At 51.9% G+C, this 20,231-nt stretch carries 15 protein-coding genes; 8 read left to right on the top strand and 7 right to left on the bottom strand.

The features are described 5' to 3' along the window. Positions 1-95 precede the first annotated feature (95 nt). Positions 96-704, top strand: a complete 609-nt coding sequence (locus HH215_RS26315) for a DUF1349 domain-containing protein (RefSeq protein WP_169282581.1) — start codon at positions 96-98, stop codon at positions 702-704. Positions 705-849: 145 nt separating this feature from the next. Here the strand turns inward: HH215_RS26315 and HH215_RS26310 are convergent, their stop codons facing one another. The 7 genes from HH215_RS26310 to HH215_RS26280 all read right to left on the bottom strand — a co-directional run bounded on the left by HH215_RS26310 (position 850) and on the right by HH215_RS26280 (position 11,704). Next, positions 850-3,477: a family 16 glycosylhydrolase gene (locus HH215_RS26310; RefSeq protein ID WP_169282580.1), complete on the bottom strand. Its 2,628-nt coding sequence runs from the start codon at positions 3,475-3,477 to the stop codon at positions 850-852. A 140-nt stretch (positions 3,478-3,617) separates the two neighbouring features. Beyond that, positions 3,618-5,189, bottom strand: a complete 1,572-nt coding sequence (locus HH215_RS26305) for a response regulator transcription factor (RefSeq protein WP_169282579.1) — start codon at positions 5,187-5,189, stop codon at positions 3,618-3,620. 3 nt (positions 5,190-5,192) lie between these two features. After that, entirely contained in the window at positions 5,193-7,031 is a 1,839-nt protein-coding gene (locus HH215_RS26300; protein ID WP_169282578.1) for a sensor histidine kinase, read from the bottom strand. A gap of 529 nt (positions 7,032-7,560) precedes the next feature. Continuing rightward, on the bottom strand, positions 7,561-8,088 hold the full coding sequence (locus HH215_RS26295) for a hypothetical protein (protein WP_169282577.1): 528 nt from the start codon (positions 8,086-8,088) through the stop codon (positions 7,561-7,563). Positions 8,089-8,215: 127 nt separating this feature from the next. After that, positions 8,216-9,904, bottom strand: coding sequence for an extracellular solute-binding protein (locus HH215_RS26290; RefSeq protein WP_169282576.1), 1,689 nt, complete (start codon positions 9,902-9,904; stop codon positions 8,216-8,218). Positions 9,905-9,940: 36 nt separating this feature from the next. Further along, positions 9,941-10,825, bottom strand: coding sequence for a carbohydrate ABC transporter permease (locus HH215_RS26285; RefSeq protein ID WP_169282575.1), 885 nt, complete (start codon positions 10,823-10,825; stop codon positions 9,941-9,943). Between the two features lie 18 nt (positions 10,826-10,843). Beyond that, positions 10,844-11,704, bottom strand: a complete 861-nt coding sequence (locus HH215_RS26280; protein ID WP_254450608.1) for an ABC transporter permease — start codon at positions 11,702-11,704, stop codon at positions 10,844-10,846. 183 nt (positions 11,705-11,887) lie between these two features. Here HH215_RS26280 and HH215_RS26275 point away from each other — a divergent pair, with 183 nt between their 5' ends. From HH215_RS26275 to HH215_RS26245, 7 genes are all read left to right on the top strand, one after another. After that, positions 11,888-12,631, top strand: a complete 744-nt coding sequence (locus HH215_RS26275) for a glycoside hydrolase family 16 protein (protein ID WP_169282574.1) — start codon at positions 11,888-11,890, stop codon at positions 12,629-12,631. 223 nt (positions 12,632-12,854) lie between these two features. Then, positions 12,855-13,982: a family 10 glycosylhydrolase gene (locus tag HH215_RS26270; protein WP_169282573.1), complete on the top strand. Its 1,128-nt coding sequence runs from the start codon at positions 12,855-12,857 to the stop codon at positions 13,980-13,982. Positions 13,983-14,106: 124 nt separating this feature from the next. Further along, positions 14,107-14,967 carry an ABC transporter permease gene (locus HH215_RS26265; protein WP_169284592.1) on the top strand — a complete coding sequence of 287 codons (861 nt, stop codon included), beginning with the start codon at positions 14,107-14,109 and terminating at the stop codon, positions 14,965-14,967. Positions 14,968-14,992: 25 nt separating this feature from the next. Beyond that, positions 14,993-15,886: a carbohydrate ABC transporter permease gene (locus HH215_RS26260; RefSeq protein ID WP_169282572.1), complete on the top strand. Its 894-nt coding sequence runs from the start codon at positions 14,993-14,995 to the stop codon at positions 15,884-15,886. Positions 15,887-15,939: 53 nt separating this feature from the next. Next, positions 15,940-17,535, top strand: coding sequence for an extracellular solute-binding protein (locus HH215_RS26255; protein WP_375140533.1), 1,596 nt, complete (start codon positions 15,940-15,942; stop codon positions 17,533-17,535). Between the two features lie 77 nt (positions 17,536-17,612). Then, entirely contained in the window at positions 17,613-18,434 is an 822-nt protein-coding gene (locus tag HH215_RS26250; protein ID WP_169282571.1) for a response regulator transcription factor, read from the top strand. A gap of 19 nt (positions 18,435-18,453) precedes the next feature. Then, the gene (locus tag HH215_RS26245; RefSeq protein ID WP_254450607.1) at positions 18,454-20,223 is read left to right on the top strand and encodes a sensor histidine kinase; all 1,770 of its coding nucleotides are present in this window, start codon (positions 18,454-18,456) and stop codon (positions 20,221-20,223) included. The last annotated feature ends 8 nt before the right edge of the window (positions 20,224-20,231 follow it).

Raw genomic sequence — 20,231 nt, 5'->3', positions numbered from 1 at the left:
GATTTTCATTTCAAACGCAGGTGCCGTCGCCCTTACCGATAACCCCTATGTTAAAATAGGGGAAGTACGAATGAAAAAAAGGAGTGACTTCGGCGATGAGTTCTTCAAGCATTCCATGGAGCAAGGGAAGATGGACGACGGAGCCGATCGCGGCGAAAGACGAAGGCGGAATTCTGAAAGTCGCGGCCAAACACGGGAGCGATTATTGGGAGAAAACGCTCTACGAGTTCGAGCATAGGGATGGACATGCGCTGCTTGCCGATTGGGAGGATGATCGGGCGATCGAAGTCGGCTTCAGGCTCGATTCCCTTACCGAATTGTACGATCAAGCCGGGCTGATGCTATGGCAAGGTCAGCAACAGTGGATTAAGGCCGGAATCGAGCTGAACGACGGTATTCCCCACCTGGCCGTCGTCGTGACGGACGGTTATTCGGATTGGTCGCTTGCGCCGGTACCTGAATGGGTAGGCCAAGAAGTGACGATTCGCGCTTCTCGCATGAAGGACGCGGTCATTATTCGGGCCCGATCGCATTCCGAAGGTTGGCGCACGGTTCGGGTGGCGCGTTATCCGTATGCGACCGGCAATCAGGCCGGACCTTTCCTGTGCGCGCCGACCAGAGACGGATTGGAGGTCGCGTTTACCCGTTGGGTACGGACCGCTCCCGATGCCGAGCTGCACGCAGATCCTCCTACGGAGGATTAAAGATAGGTTAGGCTTAACAGCCCTTAGTCGTTCCATCAGGAACGATTAAGGGCTGTTGGTATACCAAACGGTCGAACTCCTTGTCCTCTATGAACTGGAAGACTGGAAGACAGGGATCCCGGCTAAATACTGCATCGCTTGAAATTTACTCCGGAGTCCCTTGGGTTACCCCATGAACATAAGTCTGCCAAGGCGTATCCAATGCCCCCTGACCCGGATTATAGGTGAAGAAATACTGGATGGTATCCCCATTTTGCACATTATTGACGGGGTAGGTATAGTTACCGTTACCTGTCGAGGTCATGGCCACGTTGAGCTGGACGCCGTTATTTATCTTATAGTGTAGATCGGCGAAGGTTGCGCCATTGACATAGAACAGCAAGTTATCGCCCGTCTTCTTCAGGCCCCGCACCGTGTCGCCGATGATGATAACGGTAGGCGACGCCGGCACGACCGTTATGGCGGAGACGGCGGTTTTGTTGCCGTCGACCGTCGTTGCCGTCACGGTTGCCGTGCCCGGAGCGAGTCCCGTCACTAGACCGTTCTGATTCACGGATGCAACCCCGGTGCCCGAAACGCTCCAAGTGACCTGCTTATTCGTTGCATTAGCCGGTGCCACGCTGGCATTTAACTGCACGCTCTGTCCGACTTCCACTTGCGCAGCGGTCTGATTCAAAGTAACGCCGGTAACCGATACGTTACCTGGATTCACGCTGCCTTCATTATAGACGCGCACATAATCCACCAGCATCGTTGCGGGGATATCGGCGGGATCCGGAGTCCGGCCGCCGTCGAAGTGTCCGCCGATCGCTAGATTCATAATGATGTAGAATGGCTGATCGAAAGGCGCGTTCGGATTGTTCGGTGCGGCTACGGAATACCATTGCTCTCTGGCGACTTTGAAGAAGAACTTGCCGTCCACGTACCACTTGATATCGTCTTCTTCCCAGATCATGGAGTACACGTGGTAATCGTTTGCGAAGGTTTGCCCCTGCGGGAAATGATATTCGCCGGCGATATATCTGTTCACCGGCCATTGACCGCCGAAGTGTACGGCACCGCTCGTCGTGCCGGGCAACCGTCCTTTCGCTTCCATAATATCGATCTCGCCGGATGCCGCCCATGCGCCGTAAACCGAATCTTCCGGAAGCATCCAGAGCGCCGGCCAGACGCCATTGCCTGTTGGCAGCTTGGCGCGGATGTCTACTCTTCCGTACTGGAAGGACAGATGATCCTTGGTGTTAATCTTGCCGGAGGAGTATTGCGCATAACGGCTTGGATCTTGCGGGAAGGATCTTGGATCGTTCAACGCCTTAATATTCAGTTTCCCGTCCTGCACGAATACGTTCTGTGAGCTGTTCGTATAGTGCTGCAGCTCCGCGTTCCCCCATCCCCAGCTATTCGGATCGTTACCGATGTAATAGCCCTGTTCATAGTTCCATTTGTTCGTATCGAGCGCGGTCCCGCTAAATTCATCCTGCCAAGCGAGATTCATGCCCGCTATGGCCGGGTCGCTTGGCGTTCCGATGGCAATGTCCTCATGATCGGTTACGTCCGGACGCGGAGCATTAGGATTGCCGATAAAGGAATAGGTGACGTAATTGTTGCCGACGCTTCCGCCCGTCTGCCCGTTCAAGGGGTAGCCGATGCGGATCTGCATATTTACCTGGATAGGCTGGAACCACAGCCCGTAGATGTAATCGGCCCAATACCCCCACTGATTGGCATCGGACATGTTGTTGTAGCCATTGCCCGCGTATACGAATCCGCTCTGGCCGGAATCGCTCATCGCGACCCATTGCCCGTTGACGTTAATCTCGTAGACGAACTTTCCAAGTTCGGTGCCTATTGGCGGACCCCCGTCGATCTTAGGCAGCGGTATGCCGATGGCGCCTTTCGCATCTGCCGTATAGGTCGTTCCGTCATAGGGAGTAATGACGTACGAATTTCTGATGGGTGGATTGAAGGTGATCGTATACACGATATTAGCCGGAGAGGTTTTCGATTCTAATTTGACGTGGATTGATTCCGTTACGGTAAACCAGTAGCCGCCGCCTCCATCGGTGAATTGCCCGAAGTTGCTGTCATAGATCCAGCCGCTGGCTGCATTGTTGTTAATATCGATCCATGAGCTGCTGTTTACGGGTTTGACGTACACCTTCAAGTCGTCGGCGACGGCTTCGTAGGTGATGGCCGGATTGTTGTTGAAAATAGGATAAGTAAAGCCTGAGCCGCCTGTAAATCCTGCCGTAAGCTGCGGCCCTTGCGTAGGCGTCATAGCCGTGATGGTTGTTTTGTTAATGTTCTGAAAGACAAGCGTGTAATTAAGCGTCGTAGCCCCGTTAGCCTTGGAGTACAGCTGAATCTCGGTCGTTGCGGAGAGTGTGAACCAATAGCCGTTCGCGCCGCCGTCGCTCCAGTGTCCCCAGTTCTGGTTATAGACGTAGCCCCCGGCGCTGTCGATATCGACCCAGTTGCCGCCGACTTTCACTTTAACGCCCACGTCATCGGAAACATCGTTCCAAGTCGCGGCGCCTCCGTTGAAAATCGGCATGACGAATCCGTAGCTGGCTTGCCCGACACCCGATTTGGAGATGACAGGCCCGTCTGCCGCCGAGAAGTAAGCCATCGAGGTAACGGTGGTGCCTGCTGCCTTGGCTGTCTGAATCATCGAAGTTGGCAATAGACCGACGCTAGCCATTATCGCTAACGCCAAGAACAAACTGAATGCCTTCCGCTTAAACCGATTCTCCGTAAGGTAAAATCGTTTCATGATTGACCTCCTCTAATAAAATAGTGTTTGCCCCCAGTAATGGTAACCGTTTACATAGGAACACCTTTATTCTATCGAAGCGGGCAATCCGGTGAATAGGTGCATTTGTTTTTGTCGTAACCCAATATTTTGGCTTTTGCCTATCGTTTCGACTCTTGATAGTGCCTTTCGCTTTCGACCTTCTGTCGCATCCGTTGACGGTACTCCGTCGGTTGCATGTTCATCACGTCCCGAAAGGCCCGCGTAAAGCTTTTGTAGCTATCATACCCTACCATGCCGGCGACCTCGACGATCTTATGCTCGGTTTCGGCCAGCAGTTTCCGGGCTTTATCCAGACGAACGTCCCGCAAGTATTCCGCGAAGCCTTTGCCTACGTTTTTCTTGAACAGGTTCGAAAAATAAGCATAATTCAGCGACACGTGGTTGGATACCATCGCGAGGTCCAACGGCTTATGGTAGCTTTCGTGGATATAGCGGATGGCTTCGTTCAAGTCTTGTTTGTTGCGATAGCTGCACTTGTATTCGTAATAAAAATGGTTCAACCGAAGCAACTGCTGCTGCAGCGCCTGAATATAGTCGCGAATGCCTGGGTAGTCGAACAGGTTGCGTAAACAATCCATATCCAGCGCTTCCTCTCCCATATAGGGGCGGATCACTCGCTCATATTCCTCCAGCATCTGCACCACGGCGCGGCATAGCTGCTGCGTGTAGCCGATGTGATAGCGTTGCAGCACATCTTTGTGGAAGATCATAGAGATCCCCTGCGTTATTTTGCCGCTATTATTGGTACCGATTAACTGGAACAGGGCATAGAGCTCCTCGTGGGGAAGCTGCCACTGCTGCTCCAACCGCTCAATATGCGCCTGCAAAATGCAACGCTTATCCGGAAACAAGTAACTGTGACGGTATAGCTCCATGACTTGCGTATAACTGCCGGGTAGCTCCTTCAATCCTTGCTTCCGGCCCGTCATCGCCGCGATGGCATCGATCTGTTCTGCCTTAAGAGCGGCAGGCAACGCCTCCGTATCCACGGCCGCATCAACCGCCATGATCAGGAAAGGGCTGCGCTGAAGGAATAGGCATCCCTGTTTGCCGTATACGCGGTAGGCAATGGATTCCATGCTATGGGTACTGCTCGCTCCCGGCTGGTTAATCCATCGTTCCTCCCGCAACAGGCACAGACGGTAGTTGCTCCACAGCGCCGGATTTTGCCGCTCGGTGTGAAGGATCCACGCCTCTTCGTTCGCCGCGCCTTGCATGAACATGCACAGCTCTTTGCGATCCGTCTCCCGGGCGAGGCGGGAAATTTGCTCCATATTGCGCGAGAGCGCTTGACGCGTTTGGATTTCCTGCCATACATGCTCCACCGAGGCTTGCAGATCCTCCCTCTTAATCGGCTTCAGCAAGTACCCCTTCGCCCCAAGGGCTATCGCTTTCTGGGCATAAGCAAAATCGCTATAACCGCTAATAATGAGGTATTCGACCTTGATGCGCTCCTCTTTGGTTTGCGCCATAAGCGCCAGTCCATCCATATCCGGCATCCTAATATCGGTAATGACGAGCTGAATGCCGTGCTGCCGTATGAGTTGCAGCGCCTCGATTCCGCTAGCTGCGCTGTATAGGGTATTAAGCTCTATAGGAAATTGGCTTAGCATGGCTTGCAGTCCATCGCGTATGTGCTTCTGATCGTCCACAATCAAAATATTGATCATGCCCTACCATCCCCCCAGATTCACATTTTCCCAAGGCAAGCGTATGGTCACGCAAGTATAGACGTCCTTCACGCTGTCGATCCACAGTCCGCAGCCCTTGCCATAATGAAGCTGCAATCGCTTATGCACGTTTTCCAACCCAAGTCCGTTCTTGCTGGCGACGATCGGCGTATCCGAGTCGTCTTGCAGCGCTGCCTGTAAGCTGGCTAGCATCTTCGGGTCGACACCCGCACCGTCATCCTCGATCTTAATCAGCAGCAGGCTGTCATTTTCCACCGAAACGGAAATTCGGATGCTGAAGCTGCCGCCCGGGGGAGCCGCGTGACGAACGGCATTCTCGACGATGGGCTGCATGCACATTTTCGGAATGGCGTAACGAAGCACCTCCGGAGGAAGATCCGCTGTCAACGCAATGCCGCCGCCCTCCATAAAATTGATGAAACGGACATAGCTTTGGATGTTGGCAAGCTCCTCGCTTAGGGCAACGGTATCGCTGCGCCATTGCATGCTGTATCGCAGTTGCGAACCTAACGACACGAGCGCGTCGGCGATAGCGGGCTGCCGCTGAACCTCCGCCTGCATGCGGATGGATTCCAGCGCGTTATATAGAAAATGCGAGTTAATCTGCGAATGCAAAGAATGCAGCTGCGCGTTCTTGGCAATTAACTGCTTATCCACCACCTGTGTCATCAGCGTTTGGATCTCATCCAGCATGTTATTGTAGCTGACGGCGACTTCGTCGATTTCATCGCCGGTTTCATTGGCATCCAGGCCCGTATCGATCTTCGCGTCCAGTTGGCCTTTACGTACCTTGCGCATAGAGATCAGCACGCGATCCAATCGGCGGAACATGCGCCGGGTCGTATGGGATACGAGCAGCATGATCAGCAGCAGCACGCTCAATGTAATCCCGACCACAAGGGCATACCAATTGCGCGGGCCTTTCATTAGCGCTTGATGAGAAGCAATATCCACCACGTAAGCGTTCAACGGGGCGATGTAGCGGTACAGCGCATAGTAGGTATGGGCTCCGACAGTAACCTTGACGGGGCTTTCCTGCTGCAGCACGTCCAGCTTCCCGTGAATACTGCCGACAATTTCGTCCAGATCCTCGCCGGCGCTTTGAGCAAATCCATGCTCGGCGCTGTATATATATCGGGAAGGTTTCGTTCCGTCCATCACGACGGAGAAGAAGCTCCCCCCGTTTTCTTCCAGCATGTCGCCGAAGAACACGTCGTGCTCGGCGCGAACTTCCATAATCGTCGGAAACTTCTGCTTCTGGCCTTGAAGACGTACTAGCCGATAGTAGGACAGCGTATGCTCGCCATCCTTAAGAGCAAATAATCGGTATGAAGCACCGCCTTCATCCCGAAGGGTCTCCCAGTAGTCCTGCGGCCAAAACTTGTCGTAATGGTAAATTTCGGGCCATATTTCATGCAGGTTCGGATTATCGACATAGAAGCTGAGCTCGCTGATCATCTCGTTGCTTTGGATAATATTATGCATCTGCTCATATTGATTTTGTCTGAATTTCACAAGCCGCAAGCCATCAACGCGCATATTGGAATGAATGAAGTCTACGAATGATTTCTGGGTCAGCGCGGTCGAGGAAGCGTTTGCAAGCATCTCCAACCGGCTGCGCAGCTGATCGTTCAGTCGCGAGACATGGCTGCTGCCGGAGGCCATAGCCTCCTTGTACAGCTGGGTTTCCTGAGTGCGGATAAATAACAAGGATACTAGAATAGCAGGGATGGCAATCGCCAAGCTAAAGGCAAGAAATAACTTTCGGGAGATGCGGGAATTACGGTAAATTTTCCTCGTTCTGGTCAGCAGATCCTTCATTCCAACGCCCTCCCCACCTCTGAAATATACCATATGTCGCTAGGCATCTGGTGGGAAACAAGCAATACTATATCGTTGGCAATACAGAATCCATTCCGATACTTGGGTACATTCTCGAGCACGGAAGATGCAATAGTGTCAAAAAGTAACGCTACCGCACCGACTCCGGGCACGGAAGATGCAATAGTGTCAAAAAGTAACGCTACCGCACCGACTCCGGGCACAGATGATGCAACAGTGTCAAAAGGTAACGCTACCGCACCGACTCCGGGCACTGATGATGCAATAGTGTCAATAAGTAACGCTACCGCACCGACTCCGAGCACTGATGATGCAATAGTGTCAAAAAGTAACGCTACCGCACCGACTCCGGGCACAGATGATGCAACAGTGTCAATTTTGTCCTTGGTAGACGAAACTATGGCGAGTTCGGTTTGCCGCAGAATTTGTTATTTGAAAAAAAATTCCCAGAATGATATCTGCCGTCTATCTACCAGGGCAATCGCTTACGAAACGATTCAAGGATGAGTTATCCTGAAGAGCAACTGTAGCTGTCCCTTCCTAGCTGGAGAACGAGAGAAATAGCGGTGCTCAGCACCCTTATTTCTCCAAGAACCCGCTCGCGGAGCGAAATAGCGGTGCCCAGCACCCTTATTTCTCCAGAATCCCGCTCGCGGAGTGAAATAGCGGTGCCCAGCACCCTTATTTCTCCAAGAACCCGCTCGCGGAGCGAAATAGCGGTGCCCAGCACCCTTATTTCTCCAGAATCCCGCTCGCGGTGCGAAATAGCGGTGCCCAGCACCCTTATTTCTCCAAGAACCCGCTCGCGGTGCGAAATAGCGGTGCCCAGCACCCTTATTTCTCCAAGAACCCGCTCACAGAGCGAAATAGCGGTGCTCAGCACCCTTATTTCTCCAAGAACCCGCTCGCGGAGCGAAATAGCGGTGCCCAGCACCCTTATTTCTCCAAGGACCTGCTCACAGAGCGAAATAGCGGTGCCCAGCACCCTTATTTCTCCAAGATCCCGCTCACAGAGTGAAATAGCGGTGCCCAGCACCCTTATTTCTCCAAGAACCCGCTCACAGAGCGAAATAGCGGTGCGTTTGTTTCAACTTCGTAAGCGGTTGCCCTGACAAATACCAGCCACCATTACGGCGGCTGGCATCAAGCATGATACGGTGTATTTACTCCGCCATTTTGGCTTTGCGAGCATCCAGCTCGGTCTGGCGGTGCGCCATCACTTGGTCAAAGCCGTAGCTTACGCGTCGAGCAAGGAAGTTCTCGAAGATTTTATCGAAGGCGGCTTCGTCCTTGGCGGTGATCAGCTCCGGCAGCGTTTCCTCCCAATTCTGAGAGATGCGTGACCAAGCTACCGCTACGTCGGAATCGCCGAGCGGATCCAAGCCCTTGTAGATGCCGCTGTCGATATCGGCTTGCGCGTTGGCGAAGTCCTCCATTTGCTTAATGACGGGAGCTTTCTCCGGTCTCCATTGGTTGACGATGACAGGATTGCGCATCATCCAGTACGTATCCAGAATGCCGTAATCCTTCTCCATCTTCGCGATATCGGATGCCAGCAATTGCACCATTTCCGGTTTCAACTGCGGCTTGCCGCTTGTCGTGTCCCACGTTTCGCCTTCCTTGCCTAGGAACAAATCCTTCTGCCCTTCTTCGCTGGCCAGATAGGTCAAGAAGCGGATGGCTCGTTCTGGGTTCTTGGTCGATTTGCTAATCATCGTGACCATCCAGCCGTCCATGTTGCCGGGGAACAGCTTGGCGCTATCGCCGTTGCTATTCTGCGGGCCGTCCACCGCGATGTAGTAGGAATCCGGGTTTCCGCTCGCCGCCAGCATAGGGTTGACGGCCGTCATGCCGGTCCATTCGCGAATCATCATGAAATAACGGGCGTTGTTCGTTTTCTCCTCTACCTGCGTATCGGAATCGACCAGGAAGTCGACGTTAATGAGTCCGCGTTCGTAAGCCGTACGGAACGTTTTCAACCAGGCGACATAATCCCCATCGGTAATGCGGTCGTAGACTTTGCCGTCTTTCTCATGCGGAACGGCGAGCAGATTTTGCAAATACTCGGTCATCCCGTAAGGGACATTCCCCTGCGCGAAGAAGGGGCTGATCGGCATGCCTTTATACTCGGGATACTTATCCTTCAGTAACTGCAGTGCATTCAGGAAGCCATCCGGAGTGCTTAAGTCGGGCTTGCCCATCTCCTCGTACAGATCTTTGCGTACCAAGAAGGTTTGGTTGGCGGCCGTCATACCGGTTTCATGCATGAGATTAGGGCTGTAAGAATCATTCGGAACGCCGTACGTATTGCCGTTGGCCTGACGATACCACTTCAGCGTGCCATCGCCCGCCACCTTGAAGAAGTAGGGATCGTACTGTTCGGCCAATTCATTCAAGGCATACACATGGTCGCCTTCCCACAGCTTCTTGACAGCGCTTTCCCACGAACCCAGCGAAATCAAGTCCGGCAGCTTGCCGGAGGTCATCATTAGGGTGATCTGCTCGTTCGCTTCTCCGGAGGGAATTTCAAACTTTACGTTGACGCCCGTCTTCTGCGTGACATATTTGGAGGTCAAGCTTTCCCCCCAGGTGTGAGCATACCAGTTCGCGCCTACGAACCAGGTGAGATCGACAGGGCTCGTATCCAACTGCCATGCCGGTACGTCCGGGTTCTGCGCGGTTTCTCCGGTCGCCGGTTGCTGCGCGCTCTCCGTCGGCTGCTGCGTGTTGTCCGCTGGCTGCGAGCTCGGCGTATTTTCATTTTTTCCGGAATCGGAGCACGCGGCCATGACTATCGTCATGATTACTGCCAGCGCCAGGACCATCCCTTTCTTAATAAGGCTGCGCTTCATTGCGTAGTCATCCTTTCTATTTTACCGCTGTATTTTTTACCCTTTAATCGCGCCGATCATTACGCCTTTGACGAGATAGCGCTGAATAAAGGGGTAGAACACGAGAATAGGCAACGTAGCCACCATCATGGAGGCGAACTTGATGGAGTTGCCGGGCAGCCTTGCGCCGAATTGCGCCATAGCTTGCTGCTGTATGAATGACATGGAGTTCTCGGCAATGATCTTGTACAAGATCGTTTGCAACGGCAACAAGTCCTGCGAACGGATGTAAATGACGCCCTGGTAATAATCGTTCCAATGATAGACGGCCGAGAAAAGCGCTATGGTGGCAAGGACGGCCATGCTGTTGGGCAGTACGATTCGGAACAGAACGCCGTAATCCGAAGCGCCGTCTACCTTAGCTGATTCCTCCAGACTGTCGGGAATGGTGCGGAAGAAGCTCATGAAAATAACCATATTGAAAAAAGTGTACATGGAAGGAAAGATGAATACCCCGAAATTATCGTACAGCCCCAGCTTCGTCATGAGCAGAAAAGTGGGGATCAGCCCGCCCGAGAAGAGCATCGTAATCAAGGCGATCTTAAGATACAGCTTGCGGCCGATGAGAACCGTCTTGCTCATCCCGTAAGCGACGATGGCGGTAAACAGCACATGCACCGCCGTCCCGAACACTGTACGCAGAGTGGTGACGTAGAAGCCGTTCATCATGTTTTTATCATTAAACACGACGCTGTAGCTGGCCAGCGACAGTTCCTTGGGGAACCAGTTGACCGTGCCAAGCAATGCCTGCTGAGGCGCATTAAGCGAGTTGATGAATACAAACCACATCGGATACAGCGTGATAAAGCAAACCGCCAACATCAGCAACGTATTGCCTACCTCGAATACTCCGATGCGCCGAAACCTTTTCCGTCTATCCATGTATCCGTCCTCCCCCCTTTAGAAAATGCTGTCGCCGGTTAGTTTTTTGGATGAGTAATTGGCTAGAAACAACAGCCCCAGCGCAACGATAGAGCGGACGAACAGGACGGCCGTGGAGAAGGAATGGCGCCCGGATACCAACCCCATGTTATAGATGTACAAGTCCAGGCTTTCCGCCATCTTCATGTTCATGTTGTTCTTAAGCATAAAGATTTGCTCGAAGTTGCTGCCCAGTATCCCGCTGACGGCGAGGATGAACAAAATAGCAATGGTGGGGCGAATGCTCTGAACGGTAATATGCCACATGCGCTGCCAGCGGTTGGCGCCATCCAGTTCGGCCGCTTCGTACAGCCCCGGATCGATGCCGGCTATGGCGGCGATGTAGATGATGGCGCTCCAGCCTGTTTCTTTCAACGTATCGGTAAAATAGGTAATCCACCAAAAGTACTTCGGGTCGCTATTGAACAGAATTTCGCGCTCCTGAAGCCCCAGTGCCATCATCAGTTGGTTAATGACGCCGCCCTCGCCCAGCCAATTGAGCGTGATTCCGCCAAATATCGTCCAGGCGATAAAATGCGGCAAGTACGAAACGGTTTGTACTGAACGCTTAAATCGAATGCTCCGTATCTCATTAAGCATCAAAGCAAACAAAATGGGAATGGGAAAACCTAAAATCAGCTTGATGGCGCTCATCCCCAGCGTATTGCGGATCGAGCGCCAAAAACGGTCATCCGTCATAAAATCCTGAAAGTGCTTCAGCCCGACGAAGGGGGATTCCAGCATGGGTCTCGCGATGCTGTAGTCCATAAATGCGATAATGAGCCAAAACATTGGAATATAACAAAAGATGAACATCCAGACGATGCCTGGAATGACCATGCTTTGCAATTGCCACTGCCGTAAAAACGTCTTTATGTTTAACGCCTCCTTCCTTTTCATCGTAAGAAAACGAGCATAAGAAAAAAAGGCCATCATTTTCGACCCTATCCCATTATTTTGGATTTGTTTGACTGGGCGCCGAAAATCAGTATGCTGTGGTTAACCGAGAGGAGCGTGCAAGGGATGAACAAGTTGATCTGGCAGCAGGATTTCGCGAACGGCAACGCAGATTTGAGCGCATGGAACATTCGCCTTGGCAACGACCTGCTCGATAACGACGGCAATCCGATAATGCCGGGGTGGGGGAACGGGGAACAGCAGTATTATACGGGGCATTCCGACAACCTCTATATCGACGAACTTGGCCTGAACCTACGTGCGCGCCGCGAAGACGTCGAAGCGGACGGGAGGCAATTTGCGTATACCTCGGCGCGCTTGGACACGAGGGACCATCTTTCCTTCTGCTACGGCAAACTCATCGTGCGTGCCAAGCTGCCTGTGGGGCAAGGGTTATGGCCAGCCATTTGGCTGCTTCCGCAGCACCAGGCTTACGGGCCTTGGCCCGCTTCCGGCGAGATCGACATCATGGAAGCCAAAGGCCGCCTCCCCCGGCAAGTATCCGGAACGCTGCACTACGGGAAGGATTGGGACCATAAAGTCGTCGATGAGTTCAGCTATGAGCTCGAGCAGGGCACGATCAACGAATTCCGCGATTATACTCTAGAATGGGATGTTAGCTCCATCCGATGGCTGGTAGACGGTCATTGCTACGCCGAACGCCGCTTAGAGCCGGGCATTATGCCCTTTGATGAGCCATTCTACGTGGTGCTCAACCTTGCCGTAGGGGGTTGGTATGACCGGGTAGAGGTGGACGAAGCCGCGCTGCCGGCGATCATGACGGTATCGGGGATTTGGCTGTACCAATAACGCCAAGGACGAGGTCATTTCTCTGTCCATACGAACGACACCCACGGGGGTTCCTGCGGGTGTCGTTCGTATGCGCTCGTATAGATTTTTGCCGTAGACGCTTATTAACCATCATTGATTTGTTGCACTTATTGTTGGATATTGCTGTGGTTTTGAATTAAGAGAACGCTTACTATAAAGTCATCGACCGGTCGAATAATCCATGAAGGTGGGTATTGATAGCATGGCTAAGAGGTATTCTTCTAAGCTTGCCTTTGTCTTGGCCGCAGTATTGTTGGCGAGCTCCGCGGGTATTCCGCAAGCCCCGTTCGCGCAGGCGGCGAATGGCCCCTTCGTTACCGAAGTCATCGTAAGAACCGTTGAAAATTTCAAAAATCATTCGGATGTCGTCGCCTTCATGAAGAACGCCGCCAAGCGTCATGTCTCCGTCATCAACCTGAACGTCAAGGAAGACGAGGACGATACGGTTCCTTCCGGTTACGTGTTCTACGACAGCGATATTGCTCCCGTCGCGCAAGGGTACGCCCAATTCGACGCGTTGGCCGACGTCATTGCGGAAGCGCATAGCCGGGACATCCAAGTCAGGGCTTGGATCCCGCAGTTCCACGATAAGGCCGCTTTCGATCACAATGCCGCTTGGAGAATGATGGCTCTTAAGAATGGTCAAGTCGTGCCTTTCACCGGATCGAATAACAATGAATATTTCGTTAATCCGATCCACCCGGACGTACAAGCGTACGAACGCTCTATCATTAGGGAGATCGTGACCAATTACGACGTTGACGGGGTCGTATTGGATTGGCTGCGCTTCGACGACTACAACATGGATATGAGCGACTATACGAGACAAGCGTATAATGCCGCTTATGGCTACGACCCCGTTACGATCGACTTCGCGACCGATAACGCTCAGAGAACGCAATGGAACGATTGGAGAACGACCCAGATCGCGAACTATGTGCGCGACGTGGAAGCGGATATCGAAGGCATCGTTCCCGACCTCTTTACGGGAGTGTATATTTTGCCTCCGGAATTCGTGGAAGTCGGCCAAGACGTAGAGAAATTCAAGAACTACGTGGATTTCATCTCCCCTATGGCTTATTTCGCCGACTGGGGCTTCCAGCCTTCATGGGTTTACAATAACACGGGAATTTTGGCGCAAACCAAGACCAAGATCGGCACCAAAGAAATCATTCCCGGACTGGACGTCTGGTGGAGCAACGCGCAGTACCATGAGATCTACGCGGGGATCCGCAACCAGCTTCCCGAGATTCAGAATCTATCCTTCTTCCTGTATGGCAAGTGGACGGACAACGACCTCAAGAAAATCGATAACCGCAGATCCTGGTAGGTACGCGGCACGTACTGCGGCAGCCAGCCGCTGCCGCAGTACGTGAAGTTCATAGCAATCCCGCTTAAGGAGGACCTCCGTGAAGACAAGAAGATTATTCCTACGTCAATGGGATTTACAATTGATGGTGGTCCCGGCGCTTTTGTTTATATTCGTCTTTAGTTACGTTCCTATGTACGGCATTCTGATCGCGTTCAAGGAGTATGACATTTTTGCGGGCTTTAACGCCAGTCCGTGGGTCGGATTGACTAACTTCAAAGAATTTCTATACGCCCCGGAATTTAAAACGGTCATTCGCAACACGCTCGGCATCAGCTTCCTTAAGCTCATCGTTGGTTTTCCCGCTCCGATCGTGCTGGCTTTGCTGCTGAACGAGGTGAAGATCCCGCTCTTCAAGAGAGTCGTGCAGACGATCAGCTACTTGCCTCATTTCTTATCCTGGGTCATCGTGTCCGGATTCGTGGTTACCATGCTCTCCGCCGATTACGGAAGCTTGAATATCGCTTTGGAGAAATTGCATCTGATCGACGAGCCGGTCAATTGGTTGACGATTCCGAACTACTTCTGGACGATCTTGATCGCCACCGGATTATGGAAAGGCGTAGGTTTCGCGTCCATCGTCTATCTTGCCGCGATCTCCGGCGTAAATCCGGACTTGTATGAAGCCGCTTCCATTGACGGAGCAGGCCGATTCAAGAAAATCTATGCCATTACCCTGCCTTGCATTATGCCGGTTATCTCTATTTTCCTGATTCTAGCGATCGGGGATCTGCTCAGCGCCGGGTTCGAGGACATTCTGCTGCTGCAATCGGATATCGTCCGGGATGTGTCCGACGTCTTGGATACGTACGTGTACAGAGTAGGCATCCGGAATTCGCTATTCTCTTATGCCGCCGCAGTCGGGTTGTTCAAAGCGATCATCAGCGTTGCCTTGCTGACCATCGCCAACGCCATTGCCCGGAGATCCGGCAATAGCCTATGGTAAATCCTAACGATTCGGAGATTACTTCATGAAAATATCCTATGGTGAGCGAATGTCGTCCGGTGTCATCTATTTTCTCTTGGCGTTGCTCGTATTCGTTACCTTCTATCCGTTCTGGAATTCGGCGGTCATCTCCTTCAACACCGGGTCGGACACTTCGCTCGGAGGGGTTACCTTCTGGCCGAGAGACTTCACCTTCGATAACTACGAGGTTGTATTTCAGGACAAACGGCTTAACCAAGCCTTCCTCATCTCCGTGCTGCGGACCGTAGCCGGAACGTTGCTCTCTATCGTGCTAACCGCTATTTTCGCATACGGAATGTCCAAGAAGGAGCTCGTCGGCCGCAAATATTACATGATCTTCTGCATCATTCCCTTATATTTCGACGGGGGGTTAATCCCTTCTTATATGCTGGTCCGCTCGCTTGGATTAATGAACTCGTTCTGGGTAATGGTCATTCCGGCTCTCATCAGCATTTGGAATATGATCGTATTTCGGACTTTCTTCCAGCAGCTGCCCGATAGTCTTGAAGAATCGGCTAAGATGGATGGATGCGGGTATTGGAGAACGCTGTTCCGCATCGTCTTGCCCATCTCCGGGCCGGTCGTCGCTACGTTAGCCTTATTCACGGCCGTAGCGCATTGGAACGATTGGTTTACGGCGACGCTGTACATCTCGAACGCTAAGCTGTTGCCTATCCAGACGCTGCTTCAGCAGATCCTTAGCTCCAATATCATGTCGGAGCAGATGATGCAGACAAGCTCGGCTGCTCAGAGCCATATGGCATCCGCCCGTACGATTACGACCAAATCGCTGACGATGGCGACCATGATGGTCGCTACGATTCCTATCATTCTCGTATACCCTTTCGTTCAAAAATATTTCGTCAAAGGCGTAATGGTAGGCTCGTTAAAAGAATAACAAATAGATGAATCGAGGGGATCTCCGTGAAAAAAAGAAGCTTTGCCGTCGGTATGCTGTCCGCAGCGTTATGCTTAGCGATCGTAATGTCGGGATGTTCCAATAAGGAACAAGAAAATAGCACTCCCGTCAATGAATCCAACGCCTTCGTTTTCGGCGAAACGCCCGTGGAGTTTTCCTTCTACGGCAATTACGACTGGTACACCATGCAGCCTTGGGGAGAAGACCCGGCTTCCAAATGGATCAAAGAAAACAAAAAGGTGAACGTCATTCCCGTCCCCGCTCAAGGGGCATCCGTCCAGAAGTTTAATACGATGGTCGCTTCCAAGGATTTACCGGACGTCATGTTCATGGATCGAGGCCCTTTAGTGGAAAAGCTGCGCCAAGCCGGGAAACTCGTTCCGCTTGACGATTATCTCGATAAATATCCGAATCTGAAGAAATACGCCGGAGAAGAAACGCTGAACATGCTCCGGTCCGACGACGGCAAGCTCTATCAATTTCCGAACTGGTATACGTCTACTCCGATGGGCAACGGAGGATATATGATCAATAAAACCATCTACAAGGAGCTTGGCTCCCCTAAGCTGGAAACGTTCGACGATCTGTACGCCTACTTGAAGCTCGTTAAGGAAAAGTTCCCCGACGTCATCCCCTTCGACATCGGCTACGGTACGCAAGGCATCAGTATCCTCTATTCCGGATTCGGAGAGGATCACACCGCAGCTTACACTTCGTACGGATTCGTGCCTTCGGGAGATAAACTGACGTCTCTCTTCGCCAACCCGGCATTCAAGGAAACGATTACGTTTGCCAGTACCCTTTTCCGCGAGAAGCTCATTACCCAAGATGCCCTTACGCAAACGAGAGATCAAGTCGTCGAGAAACTGAATACGGGCAAAGTCGCCGTATACGCCTCCTACGACACGGCCGATTTGGGCAGCCAAGCGACGGTCGAGCTGAAGAAAAACGATCCTAACGCCGGATATACGATGATCTGGCCTCTGCGCAAGGAAGGTGTGGATCCCAATAAAGTCTATCCCAACAACTACGACAGCATCGGCTGGAACGTCAACGTCATTACGACCGAAGCCAAAAATCCGGAAGGGATATTCGCTTACCTGGATTGGTTGACGGGAGAAGAAGGAGAACGGATCGTCTTCTGGGGACCCGAAGGCTTGTATTGGGAAGGCACGGACGAGAACGGCGCCCCGATCTGGACGGAGAAGTTCAAGACCGACGTGGAAGAGAGAACCAAATTCATGGCCGCTACGGACAGCTTCCAATGGGCCGGCAATACGAGCTTTATCGATGGGTCCAAGGCAAGCAACAACATGAAACTGCCGGAAGATCAGCGCGATTGGGCGGCAGAAGCCCAGTTCACGATTGCGTGGAAAACTTCCTATAACACGACGCAATTTTCCAACTTAACTCCGGACCCCGCATCCGAAGAAGGTAAGGTTTTGCAGAAAGTAGCGGATATCGAAACAAGCGTCATTGCCAAAGGCCTCTATGCCGGAAGCGATGCGGAGGTCGAGAAAATCATCATGGATGGCGAGAATGCCGCGAATAAAGCCGGTTACGTGAAGCTGCTGGAGTACGAAACGGCAAGGTGGCAAGAAAATCTCAAGAAAATGAACGGTAAATAAATCGAGCTACCTCTAAGAGAGAGTATACTAGAAATAGTATGCTCTTTCGGCTTGACACAGGAACGGGAGGAATCCGGATGTACAACGTGCTGCTTGTGGATGACGAGGATTTAGACTTGGAGGCGTTGCGAAGATTCATCCCATGGGATCAGCTGAACATGCGAGTCGTAAGCGCTCTGAACAGCGCGGTTTCCGCCGCCAAATACATCGACCAAGCGGAGCTGGACGTCCTGGTTACCGATATTCGCATGCCCCAGATGTCCGGATTGGAGCTAGCTAAGCTAGCGCAAGAGAGAAACAAGAGCATACGGATCGTCTTCATTAGCGGGTACGAGGATTTCACTTACGCGAAGCAAGCCCTAAGTCTTAATGCCTGTTCTTATATTTTGAAGCCGGTTAACGATGACGAGGTTTACGAAGCTTTAACCAAAGTGAAGGAAATGCTCGATCACGAGCAAAGCCGGAAGCAAACGGAAAGAGCCTATATGGAAATCGTTCAAGCCCGGAGCACGGATCGCAAGCCTCCATTGTCCGACGTGAAACAAACCCTCGCGGATTACGATAAAAAACAAAACAAGAAAAACCCGAAATTAGCCCAAGAAATCATCGCCTATATTCACGCGCACATTCATGAAGTCATTACTTTGCGGAATGCCGCCAACGCCTTTTCTTATACCCCAAATTATCTCGGCTTAATGTTCAGGGAAGAAACGGGAGTCGCCTTCACCGATTATGTGATCCAAGCGCGCCTATTGAAGGCCCAGGAGCTGCTGACGGATACGAATCTTAAAATCTATGAAATCGCGGATAAAGTAGGTTACCGGAATCTGAATTATTTCAGCAAACAATTCAAGGATAGCTTCGGGATCTCTCCATTGGAATTCAGAAGGCAAAGCTGATCGGGAGGCAGACATATTGATGGAGGACAAGCGGAAAAGATACATTCCCTTCGGCTATAAGCTATTGATATCCTATCTTATTATTTGCCTTGTGCCGATTATCGCGATCGGCTTATTCTCCTATACGACCTTCATGAGTTCGATGAAAGAGCAAAAACGCGACAATATGATGGAAACGCTTCAACAGATCGGGGACAATGTCGCCTTCAAGCTTGACGATATACGGCGTATATCCGATCTCTTGTACAACGATAACACCCTCGCGGGAGATATTCAGAACTATAACATGGGCTGGGACAGCTACGAGAGTACCGTTAGATACGTGATTCCCAAATTCCAAAGCACGATTAACGCCACCGGACAGGACATTCAATTGACCGTATACATGAACAATCCGGCGTTTCCCGAAATTTACGGCAAATCCGAGCAGAAGATCGATCCGCTCGGGGTGCAGAAGCGTTCGTTCGAAATGTACAACATTAGCCGCATCGAGAACGAAGATTGGTACAAGGGGTTTCCCGAAGAACAGTACGGGAGAACGATGTTGTGGCAGCAGGTCGGAGACGACCGCGAGCACGGCAATATCTCCTTCCTGCGCAGGCTGGTTGATTCGAGCGACCCGTTCACCCATAGCCAAATCGGCTTTATCCGGATTACGACCAAGATCGCCGGGATTTTCCAAAGCTTGGATTATCGTAAATTGGGAACGGATACGTTAGTCTTCGCGATTAATGCCCAGGACAAGATCGTGTATGCCTCGGAGGATGCCTTGATTCACAGCGACTGGGTCGACTACACGTCGAATGACGACAAGATGGTCATCTCGCAAGACCTGCCGGGAATCAACATGAATTTGGCCGCGGTTATTCCGATCGAGACTTTGGAAAATAACGCGAAACGACTCGCGAATTGGACCGTTCTCGTCTGCCTGATCAGCATATCCGTATGCGCCGTAGCCAGTATCTTCATTTCTCGAGTGTTCTCGAAACGTATCGGCAAGGTTGTTTCCTTACTGCGCATGTTCCAGGAAGGCGATTTCGATAAACGGATCCGATATAAGGGCGGCGACGAATTCACGTACATTGCGTCCGGGCTGAATCAGTTGGGCGAGCATATGAACCGGCTGATTAAAGAAACGTACCTGACCAAGATAGAAAAACAGGAGCTCGAACTGGAATCGCTGCAAGCGCAGATCAACCCCCATTTTCTATACAATACGCTCTCTTCCATCAGCCGGTTGGCCAAATTCGGGGAGCTGGAGAAGCTTCAATTGATGGTTATGGAGCTGTCCAAGTTCTATAGATACTCGTTGAACAACGGCGAGACGCTCATCTCGATCGCCAAGGAGCTCGAACAGGTCAAAGCCTATATCGAGATTCAAAAAATCAAGTACACGGACCGGTTGGTCGCCGAATTCGAGGTGGACCCTTCCGTCCTGACCTACGACACGGTTAAGTTGATCTTGCAGCCTTTCGTCGAGAACGTCATCGAACACGGCTGGAGCGGAGAAGGAATCATCCGCGTCAAGATTCATACCGTCATGGACGAGGGTCATATCAAGTTCCGCATCATAGACGACGGATCCGGGATGAGCGAGGAAACGATTGCCCAGATTTTCAAACCGAACGACGGAGTATATCTAGGTTATGGAATTCGTAACGTCGAACAGCGGATCAAACTGTATTTCGGCAACGATTACGGAGTATCCATCCAGAGCAAGATCGGCGGCGGCACCACGATAGCGATAACGATCCCGGCTACGACTAGACAGCGATTAAATTCGGGGTGAGTCGTGAA

This window comes from Cohnella herbarum, assembly GCF_012849095.1.
Classification (GTDB): domain Bacteria; phylum Bacillota; class Bacilli; order Paenibacillales; family Paenibacillaceae; genus Cohnella; species Cohnella herbarum.
This window is presented reverse-complemented; position numbering and strand designations above follow the sequence as displayed.

Excerpts from the sequence above, each read along its gene's own strand:
- HH215_RS26265 (WP_169284592.1), top strand. The coding sequence starts at position 14,107 with ATGGTGGTCCCGGCGCTTTTGTTTATATTCGTCTTTAGTTACGTTCCT.
- HH215_RS26285 (WP_169282575.1), bottom strand. The coding sequence starts at position 10,825 with ATGGATAGACGGAAAAGGTTTCGGCGCATCGGAGTATTCGAGGTAGGC.
- HH215_RS26260 (WP_169282572.1), top strand. The coding sequence starts at position 14,993 with ATGAAAATATCCTATGGTGAGCGAATGTCGTCCGGTGTCATCTATTTT.
- HH215_RS26305 (WP_169282579.1), bottom strand. The coding sequence starts at position 5,189 with ATGATCAATATTTTGATTGTGGACGATCAGAAGCACATACGCGATGGA.
- HH215_RS26290 (WP_169282576.1), bottom strand. The coding sequence starts at position 9,904 with ATGAAGCGCAGCCTTATTAAGAAAGGGATGGTCCTGGCGCTGGCAGTA.
- HH215_RS26255 (WP_375140533.1), top strand. The coding sequence starts at position 15,940 with ATGCTGTCCGCAGCGTTATGCTTAGCGATCGTAATGTCGGGATGTTCC.
- HH215_RS26310 (WP_169282580.1), bottom strand. The coding sequence starts at position 3,477 with ATGAAACGATTTTACCTTACGGAGAATCGGTTTAAGCGGAAGGCATTC.
- HH215_RS26250 (WP_169282571.1), top strand. The coding sequence starts at position 17,613 with ATGTACAACGTGCTGCTTGTGGATGACGAGGATTTAGACTTGGAGGCG.
- HH215_RS26275 (WP_169282574.1), top strand. The coding sequence starts at position 11,888 with ATGAACAAGTTGATCTGGCAGCAGGATTTCGCGAACGGCAACGCAGAT.
- HH215_RS26245 (WP_254450607.1), top strand. The coding sequence starts at position 18,454 with ATGGAGGACAAGCGGAAAAGATACATTCCCTTCGGCTATAAGCTATTG.
- HH215_RS26280 (WP_254450608.1), bottom strand. The coding sequence starts at position 11,704 with ATGGTCATTCCAGGCATCGTCTGGATGTTCATCTTTTGTTATATTCCA.
- HH215_RS26300 (WP_169282578.1), bottom strand. The coding sequence starts at position 7,031 with ATGAAGGATCTGCTGACCAGAACGAGGAAAATTTACCGTAATTCCCGC.
- HH215_RS26315 (WP_169282581.1), top strand. The coding sequence starts at position 96 with ATGAGTTCTTCAAGCATTCCATGGAGCAAGGGAAGATGGACGACGGAG.
- HH215_RS26270 (WP_169282573.1), top strand. The coding sequence starts at position 12,855 with ATGGCTAAGAGGTATTCTTCTAAGCTTGCCTTTGTCTTGGCCGCAGTA.